Annotated in this window: 20 protein-coding genes and 2 tRNA genes; 3 read left to right on the top strand and 19 right to left on the bottom strand. The window is 70.6% G+C overall.

Going from position 1 to position 18,842, the window contains the following annotated elements; genetic code table 11:
• Nucleotides 1-2: 2 nt before the first annotated feature.
• The 6 genes from B0B14_RS02860 to sigK all read right to left on the bottom strand — a co-directional run bounded on the left by B0B14_RS02860 (nt 3) and on the right by sigK (nt 4,054).
• On the bottom strand, nt 3-890 hold the full coding sequence (locus tag B0B14_RS02860) for an aminotransferase class IV (RefSeq protein ID WP_076680008.1): 888 nt from the start codon (nt 888-890) through the stop codon (nt 3-5).
• 178 nt (nt 891-1,068) lie between these two features.
• Nucleotides 1,069-1,704 (bottom strand): DNA-directed RNA polymerase subunit beta, encoded by a 636-nt coding sequence (locus tag B0B14_RS02855; protein WP_076680007.1) that lies wholly within the window; start codon nt 1,702-1,704, stop codon nt 1,069-1,071.
• Nucleotides 1,705-1,732: 28 nt separating this feature from the next.
• Entirely contained in the window at nt 1,733-2,140 is a 408-nt protein-coding gene (locus tag B0B14_RS02850; protein ID WP_076680006.1) for a VOC family protein, read from the bottom strand.
• Nucleotides 2,141-2,202: 62 nt separating this feature from the next.
• Complete coding sequence (locus B0B14_RS02845; RefSeq protein ID WP_076680005.1) at nt 2,203-2,610, bottom strand: helix-turn-helix transcriptional regulator; 408 nt, start codon at nt 2,608-2,610, stop codon at nt 2,203-2,205.
• A gap of 20 nt (nt 2,611-2,630) precedes the next feature.
• Nucleotides 2,631-3,473 (bottom strand): anti-sigma factor, encoded by an 843-nt coding sequence (locus B0B14_RS02840; protein ID WP_076680004.1) that lies wholly within the window; start codon nt 3,471-3,473, stop codon nt 2,631-2,633.
• The gene (sigK, locus tag B0B14_RS02835; RefSeq protein ID WP_076680003.1) at nt 3,470-4,054 is read right to left on the bottom strand and encodes an ECF RNA polymerase sigma factor SigK; all 585 of its coding nucleotides are present in this window, start codon (nt 4,052-4,054) and stop codon (nt 3,470-3,472) included. The genes B0B14_RS02840 and sigK overlap by 4 nt, the downstream gene beginning before the upstream one ends.
• A gap of 279 nt (nt 4,055-4,333) precedes the next feature.
• Between sigK and B0B14_RS02830 the strand changes: the two genes are divergently transcribed.
• Both B0B14_RS02830 and B0B14_RS02825 read left to right on the top strand, forming a co-directional pair.
• Nucleotides 4,334-4,990 (top strand): fasciclin domain-containing protein, encoded by a 657-nt coding sequence (locus B0B14_RS02830; protein WP_076681233.1) that lies wholly within the window; start codon nt 4,334-4,336, stop codon nt 4,988-4,990.
• Nucleotides 4,991-5,080: 90 nt separating this feature from the next.
• A tRNA-Lys gene (locus B0B14_RS02825) sits at nt 5,081-5,153 on the top strand.
• Between the two features lie 87 nt (nt 5,154-5,240).
• Here the strand turns inward: B0B14_RS02825 and B0B14_RS02820 are convergent.
• Both B0B14_RS02820 and B0B14_RS02815 read right to left on the bottom strand, forming a co-directional pair.
• A complete protein-coding gene (locus B0B14_RS02820) occupies nt 5,241-5,822 on the bottom strand; it encodes an isochorismatase family protein (protein ID WP_076680002.1) in 582 nt (193 codons plus the stop codon).
• Entirely contained in the window at nt 5,819-8,137 is a 2,319-nt protein-coding gene (locus B0B14_RS02815) for an MMPL family transporter (RefSeq protein ID WP_076680001.1), read from the bottom strand. Before B0B14_RS02815 ends, B0B14_RS02820 begins: the two co-directional genes overlap by 4 nt.
• 60 nt (nt 8,138-8,197) lie before the next feature.
• On the opposite strand from B0B14_RS02815, the gene B0B14_RS02810 reads away from it, so the two are divergent.
• The gene (locus tag B0B14_RS02810) at nt 8,198-9,091 is read left to right on the top strand and encodes an EamA family transporter (RefSeq protein ID WP_076680000.1); all 894 of its coding nucleotides are present in this window, start codon (nt 8,198-8,200) and stop codon (nt 9,089-9,091) included.
• Between the two features lie 15 nt (nt 9,092-9,106).
• Here the strand turns inward: B0B14_RS02810 and B0B14_RS02805 are convergent, their stop codons facing one another.
• The 11 genes from B0B14_RS02805 to B0B14_RS02755 form a co-directional block, all read right to left on the bottom strand.
• Entirely contained in the window at nt 9,107-9,535 is a 429-nt protein-coding gene (locus tag B0B14_RS02805) for a hypothetical protein (protein WP_256714227.1), read from the bottom strand.
• Nucleotides 9,527-9,602: transfer RNA gene (locus tag B0B14_RS02800), tRNA-Thr, on the bottom strand. Before B0B14_RS02800 ends, B0B14_RS02805 begins: the two co-directional genes overlap by 9 nt.
• A gap of 70 nt (nt 9,603-9,672) precedes the next feature.
• Nucleotides 9,673-11,223: an alpha/beta hydrolase gene (locus tag B0B14_RS02795; RefSeq protein WP_076679998.1), complete on the bottom strand. Its 1,551-nt coding sequence runs from the start codon at nt 11,221-11,223 to the stop codon at nt 9,673-9,675.
• Nucleotides 11,220-12,407: a DNA polymerase III subunit delta' gene (locus B0B14_RS02790; RefSeq protein WP_083710297.1), complete on the bottom strand. Its 1,188-nt coding sequence runs from the start codon at nt 12,405-12,407 to the stop codon at nt 11,220-11,222. The genes B0B14_RS02795 and B0B14_RS02790 overlap by 4 nt, the downstream gene beginning before the upstream one ends.
• Nucleotides 12,408-12,417: 10 nt before the next feature.
• The gene (gene tmk / locus B0B14_RS02785; RefSeq protein ID WP_076681231.1) at nt 12,418-13,044 is read right to left on the bottom strand and encodes a dTMP kinase; all 627 of its coding nucleotides are present in this window, start codon (nt 13,042-13,044) and stop codon (nt 12,418-12,420) included.
• Between the two features lie 68 nt (nt 13,045-13,112).
• Nucleotides 13,113-15,824 (bottom strand): type I DNA topoisomerase, encoded by a 2,712-nt coding sequence (gene topA, locus B0B14_RS02780; protein WP_076679997.1) that lies wholly within the window; start codon nt 15,822-15,824, stop codon nt 13,113-13,115.
• A 37-nt stretch (nt 15,825-15,861) separates the two neighbouring features.
• Entirely contained in the window at nt 15,862-16,212 is a 351-nt protein-coding gene (locus B0B14_RS02775; RefSeq protein ID WP_256714226.1) for an Rv3654c family TadE-like protein, read from the bottom strand.
• On the bottom strand, nt 16,188-16,511 hold the full coding sequence (locus tag B0B14_RS02770; RefSeq protein ID WP_179085258.1) for a TadE family type IV pilus minor pilin: 324 nt from the start codon (nt 16,509-16,511) through the stop codon (nt 16,188-16,190). The genes B0B14_RS02775 and B0B14_RS02770 overlap by 25 nt, the downstream gene beginning before the upstream one ends.
• Nucleotides 16,508-16,711: a DUF4244 domain-containing protein gene (locus B0B14_RS02765; protein ID WP_076679995.1), complete on the bottom strand. Its 204-nt coding sequence runs from the start codon at nt 16,709-16,711 to the stop codon at nt 16,508-16,510. Before B0B14_RS02765 ends, B0B14_RS02770 begins: the two co-directional genes overlap by 4 nt.
• A gap of 101 nt (nt 16,712-16,812) precedes the next feature.
• Nucleotides 16,813-17,694, bottom strand: coding sequence for a type II secretion system F family protein (locus B0B14_RS16885; protein ID WP_076679994.1), 882 nt, complete (start codon nt 17,692-17,694; stop codon nt 16,813-16,815).
• Nucleotides 17,679-18,698 carry a TadA family conjugal transfer-associated ATPase gene (locus tag B0B14_RS02755; RefSeq protein WP_076679993.1) on the bottom strand — a complete coding sequence of 340 codons (1,020 nt, stop codon included), beginning with the start codon at nt 18,696-18,698 and terminating at the stop codon, nt 17,679-17,681. The genes B0B14_RS16885 and B0B14_RS02755 overlap by 16 nt, the downstream gene beginning before the upstream one ends.
• Nucleotides 18,699-18,842 lie beyond the last annotated feature (144 nt).

The raw sequence follows: 18,842 nt of genomic DNA, 5'->3' as shown, positions 1-18,842 counted from the left end.
GCTCAGTCGCGCGGGCTCAGCAGGTAGCGGTTGAACGACGCCGACAGCTCCCGGTCGACGGACAGGGGCATACCGTCGATCGCCGAGACGGGCGCGGCCAGGCGCACGCTCGACACGAGCCACGCCGCATCCGCCGCCGCCAGCCGGGCGTGCGGGATGGTCTCGTACGTCGCCTGATGGCCCAGCACCTCGAGGTGCTCGAAGAGGCTGAGCTGCGTCGTCCCGGGGAGGATGCCGCCGTCGTGCGCGGGGGTCACGAAGCGGTCGCCGAACCGGAGGATGAGCGACGCCGTGGGCGCCTCGAGCACGATCCCGTCGGACGAGACGAAGAGCGCATCATCCGCCCCCCGCCGCTTCGCCTCGCGGATGGCGGCCATGTTCACCGCATACGACAGGGTCTTCGCACCCAGCAGCAGCCACGGGGCCCGGGCTGCGGCGCCGCTGTCCAGACCGCGATCGAGCGTCACGAGCCGCACGCCGTTCTCCCGCGGCGCCGTGAAGTCCGGGGCATCCGCCGCCGTGAGCCAGGCCGTGGGAGTGGGTCCGTGCTCCACCCCGCGGCTCAGGATGAGCTTGATCACGCCCTCCCCTCGCTGCGGTGCGTGCGCCGCCGTCTGCAGCACGGCCTCACGCCACTGCGCGAGGTTCGGCGCCGGGAGATCGCACAGGCGCGCGGAATGGGCGAGTCGGTCGAGGTGGGCCTCGGCCTCCTGGGCGTGGCCGTCGACGACGCCGATGGACTCGAAGATCCCGTCGCCGCGCTGCGTGCTGAGCTCGCCCACGCTCAGAGCGGGGAACGCCGGATCGACGGCGGTGAACGTCTCGGCGAAATCGGTGCGGGCGTCGTCAGCGGCGGCGGGGACCATCATGAGGGCATAGCGCCAAGTCATGTCATGAGCCTAGACGCGACGGATGCCTGGACGCAGAAGTGCCTGGACGCAGAAGTGCCGGGCCGCAGAACGCCTCTCGGCGCGGAGCCGCTCATAGCGGCAGAAGATGGAGCCCGGGGTTACTGCGGCCCGGCTGTTCCAGTGTAACCGAGCGGGTCGGCGCGGCATTCCCGCGACGTCAGTTCAGCGCGTCGCGGCGCCACAGCGCCGCGCAGCTCGACAGGTCGCCGGCGTAGTCGGCGAGCCGCGCCGCCCGGGTCGTGAACGCGGATGCACGCTCGGGTTCGGTCACCTCATAGTCGTCCGCCCAGTGGGTGGCACCGGATGCCTGCACCCGGCAGAATGCCGCTGCACGCTCCAACGCGACGGCGAAGTCGCCCTGGAAGAGTCCGCGCATGATCGTGTCGACGAGTCCGACGAGTTCGTCGGGTCCCGCGGGCACGGGCGCACCGGCCACGACGGCGTCGACCGAGTCGAGCTCGACGCGTCCGCGCTCGTAGAGGAGCGCAGCCGTCTGCGGATCGTCGTGGATCATGAGCTGCAGCAGATACAGCCGCCAGAGCGCGCCCGGCAGGGACTTCGCCGGCGACCGCGACCACAGCTCGGCGATGTCGTCGATGCCGTGGTCGTCGGTGAACGCCACGAGCCTGCCGACGACGTCGGCCTCGGGATCCGCCCTGACGCGGGCGAGGAGAGCGTGCGCCGTGGAATGGGCGATGCGCGAAACCTCCGCCGGATCCTCGGCGGCGAACAGGCGGTCGAAGAGCTCTGAGGGCCGGCGCACCGGCCTGTGGAAGTCGCGCGCGTCGGTCATCCCGTCCAGATTACCGCCGTCGCAGCGGTCAGGCCTGGTTGATCCGGATGTGGTTGCCCGCCGGGTCGCGGAACGCGGCATCCCGGGGTCCCCAGTCCTGGGCGATCGGCTCCTGCAGCACTTCGGCTCCTCCCGCCCGGAGTCGTTCGAACGTCGCGTCGAGATCGTCGGTCGAGAACACGTAGGGTCCGGGGCCGGAGCCCTTCACGACGAGTCGGGTCAGGGCCTCGCCGTCATCCGGCGAGCGGCCGGCTGCGGGGTCGGAGACCACGACGGCAAGGCCGGGCTGGCCCGGAAATCCGAAGCTCACCCAGCGGTGGCCGTCATAGGAGACGTCGCCGACGATCTCGAGGCCGAGGCCGTCGCGATAGAACGGGATCGCCGCGTCGACGTCGTCGACGGTGATGGGGCAGTACGCGAGGGAGACGGTGGACATGCTGCCAGGCTAGAGGCCGCCGTCTGTCTCCGCTTCTCCGATCCTGCTCGGTGCGGATCGCCTCAGACGTACCGCGTCGGACGGGTGAGGATCTTCGCGATGCACAGCGGCATGGCTTCGGCCGCATCGTGCCGACGGTCGCGGTACGCGCTCGGGGTCTCCCCCACGATCTCGCTGAAGCGCGAGCTGAACGACCCGAGAGACGTCGCGCCGACGGCGACGCAGGCATCCGTCACACTCGCGCCGTTGCGCAGCAGCGCCATCGCCCGCTCGATCCGCCGCGTCATGAGGTACGCGTACGGCGTCTCTCCGTACGCGGCTCTGAACTCGCGCGAGAAGTGCGCGGGCGACATGTGGGCCCGCGCCGCGAGTGCGGGCACGTCCAGCGGCTGCGCATAGTCGCGATCGATCAGATCGCGGGCGCGGCGCAGATGGACGAGCGACGCGAGAGGTGGAGAGCCGGATGCCACGGCTCGACGATACCCGGCGGTCAGGCCGTGGGGATCGCCACGATCGGCGTCGTCGTGGGAGCCTCGGAGCCGCCGGCCGGCTCGACCGTGAGGGCGATGACGTCGCCCGTGGCCATTCCGCCCGACAGCAGCGCCGTCGCGGAGCCGTCATCCGTCGCGAAGGTGCCGGCCGGCACCGGTGTCTCGCCGCGGACGAACCACGCCTGGTAGACCTGATCCGACGCGAGTTCGGGAAGGTCGTTCGTGACGACGACGGCCTTGCCGACCGAGTCCGACCAATAGGCGGTGATGACGGCGCCGTCCTCGGTCTCACCGACGGCGGACTGGGTGTCGGGTGCCCCCTCGATCTGCTGGAGGGCGACGACCGCGGCGGGCTGGGGCGTCAGCAGCTCGCCGACGAGTGCTGCGCCGAATCCGAGTGCCACGAGCAGGGCGATGGATGCCGCGAGCGCGAACACACCGCGCGTCCACGTGCGACGCTGCACCGTCTGCAGCATGTCCGTCGAGGCGGGAGGCTCGACGGGGTCGGCCTGGGCTGCTTCCTCCGCCGTGACGGCGGGCAGCAGCGGAAGTCCGGCGAAGGGATCGGTCTCGGCGGCAGACTCCGCCTCGAGCGCCGGAGGAGTCTCGGCGACGTGCGAGTCCTGGGCGATCTGCGCGAGGAGGGCCGCGCGGATGCTCGGCGGCGGCGCGACCTCGGAGACGCCCTCCGACAGCACGACGGCCGTCGCCGCATCGGTGTCGGCGATGCCCGCCCACTCCGGATGCTCGGCGAGAGCGGCGGCGAAGGCGCGCTCATCGTCGGGCGACAGCGCATGCAGCGCATGCCCCGCAGCCAGCTCGGCGAACTCCTGCACGTTCACGACGTCACCCCCATCTCCGTACGCAGGCGCGACAATCCGTCGCGCATCCTCGTCTTGATCGTCCCCAGCGGCGCCCCGACGAGCGCCGCAATCTCGCTCTGACTGTATCCCCCGTAGTACGCGAGTGTCAGTGCCTCGCGCTGGGCGTCGGGAAGCACCGCGAGCAGTCTCGCGATCCTTCGCCCTTCGATCTTCATCTCCACCTGTTCCGCGACGCCGTCGTATGCGACGTCGAGATCCCGGAACCCCGCGCGCACATCCCGATCCGTGCTCGCCTGCGATGAACGCACACGATCAACGGCCCTGCGATGTGCCATCGTGAGGATCCACGATCTTCCCTGGCCCCTATTCGGAGCGAAGCGGCCTGCGGATTGCCACACTTCGAGGAAGACTTCCTGGAGCACTTCTTCACTCTGCGCTCGATCGACGAGCACGCGGAGGATGAGGCCGAACACGCGCGAGGAGAGCATGTCGTAGAGGCGGGCGAAGGCGGCCTGGTCGCCCGAAGCCGTCGCCACGAGGAGCTCGGCCACATGGTCGACGGGCGCATCTTCGGAGACGTCTGCACCGTCGATAACCATGACTCCATCATTCCGTACCGAACGGACTCCTGCCGACCCTGCACCCCGCGAGTCCGATGGAGTACACTCCGTCGCTCCTTCTCTGCGCTGACACCCGTTCTCTGTGGTGACGCGGTTCCTCTGCGCGGACTGTGTACTGACGCCGGTTCGCCGTGCTGACGCGGGATGCCGAGACGGGGTCGGAGAGATTTCGGAATTCGTCCAATCCGATCGCGCACCCCCTCCGAAGACCCTGTGTACGCCGCTTCCGCGGCGAACCACCACACCGGAGGTCACATCATGCTCAGCACCAAGATTCGCACCACCGCGGGGATCAGCCTCGCTCTGGCCGCAGCGTTCGCGCTGTCCGCCTGTTCCATGGGCGGCTCGACCGCCACGTCGGAGGAGCCCTCGGCACCCGCCGCCGAGTCCAGCGCTCCCGCCATGGAGGAGATGGACCCGGCCGCCGACCTCGTCGGAGCCGGCTGCGCCGCCTACGCCGAGGCCGTTCCGGACGGCGCCGGATCCGTCGAGGGCATGGCACTCGACCCCGTCGCCACGGCCGCGTCCAACAACCCGCTGCTGACGACGCTCGTCGCTGCGGTCAGCGGTCAGCTGAACCCCGACGTCAACCTGGTCGACACGCTCAACGGCAGCGAGTTCACCGTCTTCGCTCCGGTCGATGACGCCTTCGCGAAGATCGACGCGGCCACCATCGAGACGCTGAAGACCGACACCGCGCTGCTGTCGTCGATCCTCACGTACCACGTCGTCCCCGGCCAGATCGCGCCGGCCGACATCGACGGCACGCACACCACGGTCCAGGGCGGCGACGTCACGGTCACCGGTTCGGGCGATGACATCATGGTCAACGACGCCACCGTCATCTGCGGCGGCGTGAAGACCGCCAACGCCACGGTCTACCTCATCGACACGGTGCTCATGCCCCCGATGTAAGACCTCGCGTGACCACGCGGCCGCCGGTGAATTCAAGGGCACCGGCGGCCGCGTTCTCGTGCGCCCGGAGGGAAGTAGGCTGGGAGGCGAGGGCCTCTAGCTCAGTCGGTAGAGCATCGGACTTTTAATCCGCGGGTCGTGGGTTCGAGCCCCACGGGGCCCACGAGCGAGGGCGGCACACGCAGAGTGTGCCGCCCTTCGTCGCGCTCCCCCACGGTGCCGCCCGGTCGCCCGCCGCAGGGGGATGGCGTCAGACGCCGCTCTCGGCCAGGACAGCGCCCGCGTGGGCGAGTTCGACGAGGGTCGCCTCGCTCGATTCCGCTGCCACACCGGCGACGAGGTCGGTGAGGATGCGGACCCTCCGGCCGTGCTCGATCGCGTCGAGCGCCGATGCGCGCACGCAGTAGTCCGTCGCGATGCCGACGATGTCGACGTCGAGGACGCCGTGCGCCTCGAGGAGATGGGCGACCGTGTCGCCCTCGTCCGTCACACCCTCGAACAGGGAGTAGGCGGGCTTGCCCTGACCCTTGTGCACGTGATGGGTCACGGCATCCGTCACGAAGCCCTCGTCGTACTCCGCGCCGGCGGTGCCGGCGACGCAGTGCACGGGCCAGGTGCCGACGAAATCGGGCTCGCCATCGGCGAAGTGCCCGCCGTTGTCGTTGTCGGGATCATGCCAGTCGCGCGAAGCGACGATCACGGCGTACTCGCCCGCGTGCGCTTCGAGATAGCGCGTGACACCCTCGGCGACGGCGTCGCCGCCATCCACCCCGAGCGCTCCGCCCTCGGTGAAATCGTTCTGGACATCGACGATGAACAGCGCTTTGCTCATGATCCGAGGGTACGCCGGTACTCCTCGCGCGTCAGCGGGTGTCCGTCCGCCGCCACGAGATCAGTCGGATCGACGTCGCGTGCGCTCGGCTCCCCCGCCGCGGCATCCCGCGTCTCCGGGCCGTTCCGCCAGAGCTTCGAGGGCCACCAGATCGCGCGCCCGATGTCGTACGACAGTGCCGGCACGAGCAGCGACCGCACCACGAACGTGTCGAGCAGAACGCCGAACGCCACGATGAACGCCAGCTGGGCGAGGAACAGGATCGGGATGACCCCGAGCGCCGCGAACGTCGCCGCGAGCACGAGCCCGGCCGACGTGATGACACCTCCCGTCGCGACGAGCCCGCGCAGGATGCCCGGACGAGTGCCGTGCACCAGGGACTCCTCGCGCACGCGCGACATCAGGAAGATGTTGTAGTCCACCCCCAGCGCGACGAGGAAGACGAACCCGTACAGCGGAACCGCGGGATCGGCGCCCGGGAATCCGAACACGCCGTCGAAGACCAGCGCACTCACCCCCAGCGCCGTGCCGAAGGACAGGATGACGGTGCCGATGAGCAGCACGGGGGCCAGGATCGAGCGCAGCAGCAGCATCAGGATGAGCAGGATGACGATCAGGATCACCGGGATGATGATCGTGCGGTCGCGGATCGACGTGTCGTTGGAGTCGATGTCGGTCGCGGTCTCGCCGCCCACGATCGCCGTGCCGGCGCCGAGGGCGTCGTCCAGCGACGTGCGCAGCTCGCGCACGGTGTCTTCCGCGGCGAGGGAGTCGGCGGCGTCGGTGAGCGTCCCGATCACGAGGACGTCGCCGTCCGACAGCGTCGGCTCGGGCGCGGCCGTGCCGGGAGGGCCTGCGACGGCGAACACCGGCTCGCCGTCCTCGATCGTGACGGATGCCTGCCCGGTCGGCGAGTCCTCGGAGGCGACGGCGACCGAATCGACGCCGTCGGACTCATCGAGCACGCCGACGACCTGGGCGAGGTCGCTCTCGGGCGCGATGACGTAGACAGGGCTGCCGGATCCGGCGGGGAAGTGCTCGGCGAGCACCGCCTGACCGTCGCGCGCCTGAGACTGGCCCAAGACGAGGTCGCTCGAGGGCACGCCGTCGGCCTTGAGCTGCGTGATGCCGAAGGCCCCGGCGAGCAGCACGACCGTGCAGACGATCCACACCGCGCGGGCGTGACGGGCGACGAACCGCGCCTGCCGCGGCCAGAGTCCCGTGACGGGGGCCGCGAGGTCGACGGGTGCGGAGGCGAGCGCGTGCTTCGGGATGAACGGCCAGAACGCGGCCCGCCCGACCAGCGCGAGGAGCGCGGGAAGGAACGTGAGAGCCGACAGCACGGAGAACAGGATGCCGATCGAGGCGATCGGACCGAGGGCGCGGTTCGTCGCGAGGTCGGACAGGAGCAGGCAGAGCAGGCCAGCGATGACCGTTCCGCCCGAGGCGAGGATGGGCTCGAACGATCCGCGCCAGGCGCGGGTCGTGGCATCCCACCTCGCCCTCCCCTCCGCGATCGCCTCGCGGTACCGCGCGACGTAGAGCAGCGCATAGTCGGTCGCCGCGCCGATCACGAGGATGAACAGGATGCCCTGCACTTGTCCGTTGAGCACGAAGATCCCGGCGAAGGCGAGCCACCACACGGTGAGCAGCGCGACGCACAGCGCGAACACCGACGTGAGCAGCACGAGGATGGGCAGCAGCGGCGATCGATAGACGATCACGAGGATCAGGAACACGGCGATCAGCGCGACGCCGAGCAGCAGACCGTCGATGCCGAGGAATCCTGCGACCAGGTCGGCAGTGAAGCCCGCAGGCCCGGTGACCCAGGCCTCGAGCCCGCCCGGCAGCTCCGCTGCGAGATCGCGGATCTCCTGGACGATCTCGCTCACCTCGCCCGACGAGTCGATCGGGACGAAGATCTGCACGGCCTCGCCGTCTTCCGACACGATCGGCGGCGAGACGCCGTCCTGCACGCCGTCGATCGCGGCGACCTCGTCGGCGAAGGACTGGAGGTCGGCGATCTGGGCATCCGAAAGGGTGCCGTCCCCCGTGGCGACGATCAGGGCGGGGATGCTGTCATCGCCGAGGAAGTCGGGCAGACGCTCGCTCACCTGCGTGGCATCCGCGCTCTGCGGGAGGAAGGAGGACCGGTCGTTCGTCGACACCTCGTCGACCTTGCCGAAGTAGGGCCCGCCGATGGACCCGCCGACGAGCCACAGCAGCACGAGGAACACCGGGATGCCGATGCGCAGCCACCGGGTGGGTTGACGCTCGGCGTGATGCGGACTCTTCAGCTCACGGCGGCTCGACATGTCGCTAGCTTATCTAGCAATCCCCGGCGCGCGCGACGGGATCCCTATGCTGGACAGGCCATGCTCTCCGCCGCCCTCGCCCTCGTCGGCGCGCTCGTCTACGGCTCCGCCGACTTCCTCGGAGGGCTCGCCGCACGGAGGCTGCGCCCGCTCGCAGTGACGGCGATCGCCGCCCTCACCGGACTCGTCGTACTCCTTCTCGCCCTGCCGTTCTTCGGCAACGCCTGGCTGCCGGCAGACGTCGCGTGGGGCGCCCTCTCGGGCGTCACGGGAGCGATCGCGATCGTGCTGCTGTACGCCTGCCTCGCGATCGGGCCGATGAGCATCCTGTCGCCGCTCACCGCCGTCGTCTCCGCCGTGGCTCCGATGCTGTGGGGACTCCTCGTGAAAGGCGAGACCCTCGCTCCGTGGGGCTACGCGGGGCTCGCGCTCGCACTCGTCGCCGTCGTCCTCGTGGGATTAATCCCCGGCCAGAGAGCCGTGCGCCCGAGCGCACGCGGCCTGGCCATGGCGGTGGGAGCCGGCCTCGCGATCGGCGCCTTCCTCATCATCATCGACCAGACCAGCGACGAGAGCGGACTCGTGCCGCTGCTGCTGAACCGCGGCGTCAACACCCTCATCACGGGCGGTGCGGTCGCCGTCCTGGCCGTCCTCGCCGTCCGTGCCGGGCGCTCCGCGTCATCCGCTCTGGACGCCGGCGGCAGGGTCACCCTCGCGCGGCGGCGTGCTCTGTGGCTCGCGATCGGGTGCGGGGTCCTGGATGCCGCCGCCAACCTGCTCCTGCTGATCGCCCTGCGCTCAGGCGACCTGTCGATCGTGTCGGCGCTGACCGCGCTGTACCCCGGCGGAACGATCCTGCTCGCCGCCGTCGTGCTGCGCGAGCGCATCGCCGCCGTTCAGTGGTTCGGCCTCGCCCTCGCCCTCACCGCGGGCGGGATGCTGGCACTGGCCTGAGGCGAGGGCCGCGGCTCAGCCGCGCGCGAACAGCTGCACGAGCGAGCCGATCGACGCGATGAGGCCGACTCCGATCAGCGAGATCGCGAGGATCGTGAAAGCCCGGACACCGGGCGAGCCCTTGGTCAGGCGGACGCGATCATGGACGCCGTCGCGCGTGAACACGTCGGCCTCGTCCTTCGCGGCGAGCGCCCTCTCCTGCTCCGGGGTGAGGAGGGCGGCACCCACCCCGCCGTCGGCGGCGAACCAGTGCGCCACGCGGCCCTGCGGCCCGTCTTCGATCAGGACGTGCGTCGGCACCCAGTGACCGTCTACGAGGCGCGCGAAGACCGCGATGAGGAGCACCAGGATGCCGGCGCCGAAGCCGACCCACGTGAAGGTCTCCAGCAGGGCGTCGAGCGCGTGCACCGAGCCTCCAGGCGGAGAAGAGAGAGCTGGAGCCACCTAAGGGAATCGAACCCTTGACCTATTCATTACGAGTGAATCGCTCTGCCGTCTGAGCTAAGGTGGCGCGTGCCGCTTTCGCGTGCACGATCATCGATCCTACAGGGTGAATCGTGGTGCCGCGAATCGCTCGGGGCTCATTCGCAGCGGATGTCGGCATCCGTCACGACCCCGTCGATGAGGTACGCATTGACGGCGTCATCGACGCACGCGTTGCCCTTGTTGAAGCCGGTGTGGCCCTCTCCGACGCGCGTGATCAGGATGCCCGACTCGAGCTGCGCGGCGAGCGCCTCCGCCCACCGGTACGGCGTCGCCGGATCGTTGGTCGTTCCCACGACGAGGATCGGAGCCGCCCCGGGCGCCGTGAGCTCTTCGCGCACGCCGGTCGGGGGGTACAGCCACTCGTCGCAGGGATTCGGGCCTTCCCAGTACGGCGCGAACGTCGGCGCCTCTGCGGCGACGAGCGCCTCTGCCGCGGCCTCCGCCTCCGGATCGGTCTCGAGGGGATAGTCCATGCAGTTGTAGGCGCGGAACGCCTCGGTCTGATTGTCGAGGTACGTCCCGTTCTCGCGCGAGTAGTACGTGTCGGCGAGGAGGAATGCGACGTCGGGATCGCCCTGCAGCGCATTGGCGAGGGCGATCGAGAGGTACTGCCAGTTCGCCGGCGAGTACATCGCGTAGATGATCGCGGTGAGCAGCGTGTCGGCGCCGAGATCGCGGCCGTCGGATGCGCGGAGCGGCCGCGCGTCGACGCTCGCCAGCAGCGCGCCGATGTCGGCCATCGCATCGTCTACCGAGCCCCGGAAGGGGCATTCGTCCGTCGTGAGGCAGTCGGTCACGTAGGCACGGAGCGCCGACTCGAATCCGACGGTCTGGAACGTGCTGACGTCGAGCAGCGTCGTCGTGGGATCGATCGCCCCGTCGAGCACGACGCGTCCGACCCGCTCGGGGAAGAGCTCGGCGTAGGTCGCGCCGAGGAACGTCCCGTACGAGTAGCCGAGGTAGTTCAGCGTCGTGTCGCCCAGCACTCCGCGCAGCAGATCGAGGTCGCGGGCGGAGTTCTGCGTCGTGATGTACGGGAGGATGCCGTCGCTGTTGGCGTCGCACGCCTGCGCGAACGCGCGATGCGCATCGAGGAGCTCCTGCGTCCACGCGTCGGAGCCGCGCGGATTCTGCGGCACGTCGAAGAGGTACGCATCCATGTCGGCGGCGTCGTAGCAGCGCACCGCGGTGGACTCGCCCACACCGCGCGGATCGAATCCGATGACGTCGTACGCCTTCGCCGCGGGCTCCCCCACCGCGAACGTGAGCGAGTCGCGGATGATGCCGATGCCGCTCGCACCCGGTCCGCCCGGGTTCGTCAGGAGCGAGCCGAGGCGTGTGGCGTCGGTCGCGCGATGCCGGATGACCGAGAGTTCGATCTCGCCCACCGACGGGTCGGACCAGTCGAGCGGTGCGGTGACCATCGTGCAGTCGAAGCCGGTGCCGCACTCCGTCCAGTCGAGCTCCTGGCCGTAGTACGGCAGGAGGGACTCGTCGACGCCCTCCGTGTCGGGGGCGGTGCTCGAGGACGGGCGCGCGTCGGGGATCATCGCGTACAGGCACCCGGACAGGGCGAGGGATGCCGCGACGAGACCGGCGACGACCGCGGTCAGGCGCGTCGCGCGGCGCCGGATGCTTCTGCTCACGGGGTCCTTCCGCTCGCGACGGTCACGAGCATGCTTTCGAGGGCGAGTACGGGCGCGACGTTCTGGTCGAGGTTGCGTCGCGTCTCGGCGATGCGATCCAGCACCGTCAGGGTGCGCTCGGGAGTCCAGGCGGCGGCCAGTGCGCGGAGGTCGGCGTCGAGCTCGACGTTGACGAGGTCGTGATCGCGGCCGAACTGGAGCACGACGACGTCGCGGAACATCGACTGCAGGTCGGTGAGGACGCGGTCGATGCCGTCACGGAGGCTTCGCGTCGCACGTCGCTTCTGCTCGTCTTCGAGCGCCGACAGCTGCGACCTCACTGCCGGGGGCACTGCGGCCCCTTCGGCGATGCCGAGGGTGTGCAGCAGGCTCGCGCGCTCGGCTTCGTCGCGCTCCACCGTGAGCGCCTTGGCGTCTTCGGTGGCTGCGGCGACGATGCGCCCGGCGACCTCGACCGCGTCGCCGACGCCGCGGACGCCCAGCACGCCGCGGAGCGTCGTATCGCGGCGCTGCCGGGCCGCGGCATCCGTCGCCAGCCGCTGAGCCATTCCGATGTGACGCTGCGCGTGGCGTGCGGACTGCTCGGCGATCGCGGGATCGACACCCGTGCGCTGCGCGATGAGCCGCGCGACGTCGGCGATCTCGGGGTCGCGCAGTCGCAGCGTGCGCACCCGCGAACGGATCGTGGGCAGGAGGTCGGCGTCGCTGGGCGCGCACAGCACCCAGACCGTGCGCTCCGGCGGCTCCTCCAGTGCCTTCAGCAGCACGTTGGAGGTGCGCTCCGACATGCGGTCGGCGTCTTCCATGACGATCACGCGATACCGACCCAGGGACGGCGAGAAGTACGAGCGCTCGACGAGCGCGCGCGCATCCTTGATCGTGATGATGACGCCTTCGGTGCGCAGCGCGGCGAGGTCGGGGTGGGTGCCGGCGAGAACCTGACGCATCGCGGGCTCATCGCCGGGCTCGGCGATGAGTGCCGCCGCGAAGGCGTGGGCGAGCGTGGACCGGCCCGATCCCGGGGGCCCCGTGATGAGCCACGCGTGGGTCAGGAGCGCGGGGTCGGATGCCGCGCTCCGCAGCGCGTCGACCGCGTCGGGCTGACCCCACACGGCGTCCCACGGGAGGCCGTGCGACAGCTCCGGCGCGGCGCTCGAGCGCTCGACGCTGGTGGCGGCATCCATGCCGAACAGCCTAGCCGCGCCCGCCGACGCCCCCGGCGAGGAGCGGTTCGAGGCGGGCGCGGATCTCGGCCGCCAACTCGCCCGCAGGACGTGCCGCGTCGAGCACGAGGAAGCGACCGGGCTCGGATGCCGCGAGCGCGAGGAAGTGCTCCCGCACCCGCACGTGGAACTCCTCGCGCTCGGCTTCGAGCCGGTCGAACGGCTTGTCGTCGGCGTCGAGGCGCCGACGGGCGAGTACGGGAGCGAGGTCGAGCAGGACGGTGATGTCGGGCAGGGCGTGGTCGGAGGCCCAGAGCGACAGCTCGCGCACCTCCCCCGGGTCGAGCTCTCGGCCCGCACCCTGGTAGGCCACCGACGAATCGAGGTAGCGGTCCTGGATGACCACCTCGCCGCGTGCGAGCGCGGGCTTCACGAGCGTCGCGACATGGTGCGCGCGGTCGGCGGCGTACAGCAGCGCCTCGGCGCGGGGAGCGACCTCGCCGCGGTGGTGCAGGACGATGTCGCGGATCAGATTGCCGACGTCGGTCCCGCCGGGTTCGCGGGTGCGCACGACCGTCCTCCCCTGAGAGGTCAGCCACTCCTCGAGAAGCGTCGACTGGGTCGTCTTCCCGACGCCGTCGCCACCCTCCAGCGTGATCCAGACGCCTCGCCCGGCGTCGCCGGCGACATCCGGGCGCGCGTCGGGGGACGACGGATCCGGCGCCGTCACTTCTTCTTCGCCGGCGCCTTGCGCGCCGCCGGCTTGCGCGCCGCCGTGCGCTTGGGGGCCGGCCCCTTGGCGCGCTTGTCGGCGATGAGCTGCACGGCCCGGGCGTGGTCGACCTCGTCGACGTTCTCGCCCTTCGGGATCGTCGCATTGGTCTCGCCGTCGGTCACGTACGGCCCGAAGCGTCCGTCCTTGAGCTTGATGACCTTGCCGCTCACCGGATCGGCCTCGAACTCCTTGAGGGCGCTCGATGCCCCCCGCGCCCCGTACTTGGGCTGCGCGTAGATCTCCAGCGCCTGCTCGAGCGTGATGTCGAGCAGCTGCTCCTCGGACGTCAGGGTGCGCGAGTCGGTCCCCTTCTTCAGGTACGGGCCGTAGCGCCCGTTCTGCGCCGTGATGGGCTCGCCCGATTCGGGGTCGAGGCCGACGGTGCGCGGAAGGTCGAACAGTCGCAGAGCGGTCTCGAGGTCGATCTCCTCGGGCGACATGGACTTGAACAGCGACGCTCGCCGCGGCTTGGGTGCTTCGACCTTCTTCGCTCCGCGCTTCGGCTTCGGCGCCTCGATCACTTCGCCGGTGGCCTCGTCGACGGCCACGACCTCCTCGGGGAGCGACTCCTCGAGGTAGGGGCCGAAGCGGCCGTCCTTCACGACGATGAGCAGTCCGGTCTCGGGGTGCTCGCCGAGCACCCTGTCGCCGCCCACGGGGGCGTCGATGAGCTCCTGGGCCTTCGCGGCCGTGAGCTCGTCGGGCGCGAGGTCCTCGGGGATGTTGACGCGCCGCGGGTCCTCCCCTTCGGCCGCCTCGAGCTCGAGGTAGGGGCCGTAGCGGCCGATGCGCAGGGTGACGCCGTCGGAGATGCGCGTGGAGTTGAGGTCGCGGGCATCGATCTCGCCGAGGTTGTCGACGACCTGACGGAGTCCGACCTGACCTTCGCCGCCGAAGTAGAAGTCGCGCAGCCACTCCACACGGTTCTGCTCGCCGCGGGCGATCTTGTCGAGATCGTCCTCGAGAGCCGCCGTGAAGTCGTAGTCGACGAGGTCGGCGAAGTGCTGCTCGAGGAGCCGCACGACGCTGAAGGCGATCCAGCTGGGCACGAGCGCCTGCCCGCGCTTGCTGACGTAGCCGCGGTTCAGGATCACGTCGATGATGCTCGCGAACGTCGACGGACGGCCGATGCCCTTCTCTTCGAGCGCCTTGACCAGCGAGGCCTCCGTGTAGCGGGGCTTGGGGTTGGTGGCGTGCCCCTTGGGCTCGACGTCGCTCAGCGACAGGACGTCTCCGACGGCGACGATCGGAAGCGTCTGGTCGTCCTGCTTGTCGGAGTCGCCGCGCTTCTCGTCCTTGCCCTCTTCGTACGCCTCGAGGAACCCCTTGAACGTGTAGACGGTGCCGGATGCCGTGAACTCGGCCGACCTGCCTGCGGCGTCGACCGCGATCGTGACGGTCGTGGTCTCGTACTTCGCGTCGGACATCTGGCTGGCGACGGTGCGCATCCAGATGAGCTCGTACAGACGCAGCTCGTCGCGGTCGAGATCGGAGGCGACGGACTTCGGCGTGCGGAAGTGCTCGCCCGACGGGCGGATCGCCTCGTGCGCCTCCTGCGCGTTCTTGCTGTTGCTCTTGTAGACGCGGGGATTGGCCGGCACGGCGGAATCGCCGTACAGCGCGACGGCCTGCTCGCGCGCCGCTTCGACCGCCTGCTTCGACAGCGCGGTCGAGTCGGTGCGCATATAGGTGATGTACCCCTTCTCGTAGAGACGCTGCGCGACGCTCATGGCGTGCTTGGCGCTCATAGAGAGCTTGCGACCGGCTTCCTGCTGCATCGTCGACGTCGTGAACGGCGCCCGGGGGCTGCGCGTGCCGGGCTTGGACTCGACCGATGTCACCGTGCCGGAGGCCGCGGTCGTGATCTGATCGGCCAGCTCGCGGGCGGCCGCTTCGTCGAGAACGACCACGGCCTTCTTGAGCTCGCCGAGGTCGTCGAAGTCGGTGCCGCGCGCAACGGGGGCGCCGCCGAGGCGTGCGAGCTGGATGCCGAAGGAGTCGGTGTTCTTCGCCGCATCCTGCGTCGACGACGCGAGGGCCGAGACGTCCCAGTAGGACGCGGACACGAACGCCATGCGCTCGCGCTCCCGGTCGACGACGAGCCGCGTGGCGGCCGACTGCACACGACCGGCCGACAGACCCTGCTGGACCTTGACCCACAGGACCGGCGAGACATCCCAGCCGTAGAGGCGGTCGAGGATGCGACGGGTCTCCTGAGCGTCGACGAGGTCGAGGTCGAGGTCGCGCGTCTTGTCGACGGCGGCGCGGATGGCGTCTTTCGTGATCTCGTGGAACACCATGCGCTTGACGGGCACCTTGGGCTTGAGGGCCTCGAGCAGGTGCCATGCGATGGCTTCGCCTTCGCGGTCCTCATCCGTGGCGAGCAGGAGCTCGTCCGCACCCTTCAGCGCCCGCTTGAGCTCCGCCACGGTCTTCTTGCCGCGCTCGGACTCCACATAGTAAGGAGCGAAGTCGTTCTCGATGTCGATGGAGTAGCGACCGACCGATGTCTTCTTCAGGTCGGCAGGGATGTCCTTGCGGTCGGCGAGATCACGGATGTGCCCCACCGAGCTGAGCACCTCGTAGCCGTCGCCGAGGTAGCCCTGGATCGACTTCATCTTCGTCGGTGACTCGACGATGACGAGCTTCTTGCCTTGTGACACCGGGGGTCCTTTCGTCGTTGCACACCATACACACCACTCACTGTGAGCCGGGCGCGGGACCGGCACGCGCCGTTGCGCCGGCGGCGAACCCGAGGTATCGCGTCGACACCGTGATCGTGGCGACGAGCCCGTCGAGGTCGCACCGCGAGACCATGACACCCGCGTGCGCGGCGAGCTCCGCGGCACGCTCGCACGGTGTTCCCTCGACGGCTCCGGATGCCGCGTCCGCCGCCGCGAGCGCCGCGGCATCGGCGGCACCCGCGAGCCGCTGGCCGAGCACGGCCGCGCCTGCGACGGTGGAGAGTCCGAGCGCGAGCGACGCGGTGCACCCGATGACGCCGGCCGCCAGCATCGTGCCGGCCATCAGCGGCCACCGTCGAGTGCGCACGACGACGCCCTCACGACGGTCAGGTGCACGCCGGCGGATGCCTCGACGCAGACGAGATCGCCGCGCCGGGCGATCGAGGTCGATGCCCCCGACACGGCGGCAGTCACGGCATCCGCCGCACGCGCGTGGGACTCGCCGCGGGCGACGAGCCGAGCCGCATCGGCCGTGGCATCCTGCAGCCGCACCGCGGTGCCGCCCGCGGCGAGCGCCCCCGCCCCCAGGGCGAGGACGATCACCACGGCCGGCATCGCGACGGCGAACTCCGCCGTCGCGGAGCCCCGATCGCCGATCGCTCTCACGCGACGGTCAGCGCCCGGCGGACGAGGTCGGTGAGGATGCCGCGCACTTCGTCGGATCTCATGATGACCACGAGCAGACCGGCGAACGCGACGGCCGCCATCGTGGCGATCGCGTATTCGGCCGTGGCGGCGCCGGTGTCGTCGCCGGCCTGCACGAACAGACGGGCCGCGCGGCGACGGGTGAGGGTGGGAAGGGACATGTGAGGAACACTCGCTCTCTGGGTGATGGACGGGTCGTCCGGTGGGGGTGGTCGGTGGTCGGCGGTGGCTGTTTCGGGGTCGCCTCCTCGGTGGCGGAGGGTCAGAGCGTGATCGACATCGTCGACATGACGCTGAGGATCATCGGGGCGACGCCGAGGAGGAGGAAGGCCGGCAGGGTGCAGACGCCGAGCGGGAGCAGCAGTCGCGAGGAGAGCGCGGCCGCACGCAGCCGGCCGTCGATCCGGGCGCGATGACGGGCGAGGGCCGCGGCGGCGCGCAGCAGCTCGACCGCCGGCACGCCGGCGGTGCGTGACAGCGCGAGCACCTGAGCGGTCTCGGCGCCCGTCGCCGGGAACCCCGCCGATGCGACGATCGACTGCGCACGATCGAGCGAGACCCCGCCGCTGAGCGCGATCGCGAGGATCTCGGCGTCGAGCCCCGGCGATGTCTCCCCCGCCGTCGCCCGTCGGACGAGGACAGCGCTCCAGCGCCGGGCGACGAGCAGGAGGGCGATGCCCGCTGCGAGGCACGCGAGGCCCAGCGGGTTCGTCGCGAGGACCGAGAGCGTGTCGAAGCCCAGAGCGGCGCCGAGGCCGATCGCGACGAGCGGCAGCCAGCCCATGAGCCGGGCCGTGCCGGCGGGCTCGGCGAGCGCGATCCGCACCTGGTCGGCGGTCTCGCGCGTGTCGCGGAGAGCGACCGCGAGTCCGCGCAGCGTCTCGGCGAGCGGGGCGCCCACGATCGCGGCGACCGACCACGCCGCGGCGACGCCGCTCCAGTCGCCTCCGGCGGCGGAGATGGCCGCCGGCAGCGGCATCCCCTGCTCGACCCTCGATCGCACGCCCGCCGCGACGCGGTCGCCGGTGTCGGCGAGGTGGGTCCACGCGCGCGTCGGCGTCACCCCGGCCTGCAGCAGGACCGCGAGACGCAGCACCGTGTCGGCCGCCGCAGCCGGATCCGTCTTCTTCAGTCGTCGGGCCATGACACCTCTTCGATCGCGAGGCGTCCGCCCTGATCGATCACGGGTCGCCCGGCGCCGAGGAGTCGGCGGACGCCGTCGGAGCCGCGCGCGACGTGCAGGACGCATCCGATCGCGCTGGCCGCCTGCCGAGCGAGTGCCTGATCGTCGAGGCCGCACAGGGCACCGAGTGCCTCGAGCCGCGCCGCGACGTCGGTCAATCCGTTGGCATGGATCGTGCCGGCCCCTCCGTCGTGCCCGGTGTTGAGCGCCGAGAGGAGCTCGCGCACCTCTGCTCCGCGGCACTCGCCGACGACGAGCCGGTCGGGACGCATGCGCAGTGCTTCGCGCACCAGCCGTGCCAGCCCGATCTCTCCGACGCCCTCGAGGTTGGGCTGGCGGGCCTCGAGACGCACATGGTGCGGATGGTCGATGCGCAGCTCGGCGACGTCTTCGACGGTGACGATGCGCTCCTGATGCGGTGTCCGCGCCAGCAGCGCCGCGAGGAGTGTGGTCTTGCCCGCCCCCGCGGCGCCGCTGATCAGCAGGTTCTCCCGCCGCGCGACGAGATCGACGAGGCGCTCGGCGGCGCGGGCCCCGAACATGCCGCGCCGTTCGAGCATGTCGAGGGTCGGCAGACCCACCCTGGGCACTCGGATCGATATCGCCGTGCCCTCGGCGGAGAGCGGGGGGAGGACCGCATGGATGCGCAGACCGTCGTCGAGTCGCACGTCGACGGCGGGTGCGGCGTCATCGAGATGGCGCCCGCCGAGGCCGATGAGCCCTGTCGCCAGGCTTCGCACGTCATCCTCCGTCGCGCCCCACGCCGCGACGCGCACAGGCCCCGCGCCCCGGTCGACGAAGAGCCCTGCTGCACCGTTGACGAAGACATCCGTCACATCGGGATCGTCGAGGAACGCGGCGAGCGGCTCGAGGACGGGATGCCGGGGCGGCGGCACGGATGCCGCGGCCGCCTCGACCCGAGCAGGACTGCCGGATCGGGACTGGACGACGAACGGCGTGGACATGCAGACGACGGTAGATCCGTGCGCCCAGCCCTACTCGGGCATCCCTCGCAGTGGGGGTGCGGCGCCCCATCGGAGCGCTTGGGGAGGAGCGGATGACTCCGGAAAAGCGAGGGGCGGCATCCCATGGGGGGAATGGGATGCCGC

Origin of the sequence: Microbacterium sp. RU33B (assembly GCF_900155915.1) — a bacterium.
GTDB lineage: Bacteria > Actinomycetota > Actinomycetes > Actinomycetales > Microbacteriaceae > Microbacterium.
Note: the sequence above shows the minus strand (reverse complement) of the source record. Positions and strands in the feature narration are given on the sequence as shown.

Coding starts and splice junctions, on each gene's coding strand:
- B0B14_RS02860 (WP_076680008.1), bottom strand. CDS start 890: ATGACTTGGCGCTATGCCCTCATGATGGTCCCCGCCGCCGCTGACGAC.
- B0B14_RS02855 (WP_076680007.1), bottom strand. CDS start 1,704: ATGACCGACGCGCGCGACTTCCACAGGCCGGTGCGCCGGCCCTCAGAG.
- B0B14_RS02850 (WP_076680006.1), bottom strand. CDS start 2,140: ATGTCCACCGTCTCCCTCGCGTACTGCCCCATCACCGTCGACGACGTC.
- sigK (WP_076680003.1), bottom strand. CDS start 4,054: ATGGTTATCGACGGTGCAGACGTCTCCGAAGATGCGCCCGTCGACCAT.
- B0B14_RS02830 (WP_076681233.1), top strand. CDS start 4,334: ATGCTCAGCACCAAGATTCGCACCACCGCGGGGATCAGCCTCGCTCTG.
- B0B14_RS02820 (WP_076680002.1), bottom strand. CDS start 5,822: ATGAGCAAAGCGCTGTTCATCGTCGATGTCCAGAACGATTTCACCGAG.
- B0B14_RS02815 (WP_076680001.1), bottom strand. CDS start 8,137: ATGTCGAGCCGCCGTGAGCTGAAGAGTCCGCATCACGCCGAGCGTCAA.
- B0B14_RS02810 (WP_076680000.1), top strand. CDS start 8,198: ATGCTCTCCGCCGCCCTCGCCCTCGTCGGCGCGCTCGTCTACGGCTCC.
- B0B14_RS02790 (WP_083710297.1), bottom strand. CDS start 12,407: ATGGATGCCGCCACCAGCGTCGAGCGCTCGAGCGCCGCGCCGGAGCTG.
- B0B14_RS02765 (WP_076679995.1), bottom strand. CDS start 16,711: ATGTCCCTTCCCACCCTCACCCGTCGCCGCGCGGCCCGTCTGTTCGTG.
- B0B14_RS16885 (WP_076679994.1), bottom strand. CDS start 17,694: ATGGCCCGACGACTGAAGAAGACGGATCCGGCTGCGGCGGCCGACACG.
- B0B14_RS02755 (WP_076679993.1), bottom strand. CDS start 18,698: ATGTCCACGCCGTTCGTCGTCCAGTCCCGATCCGGCAGTCCTGCTCGG.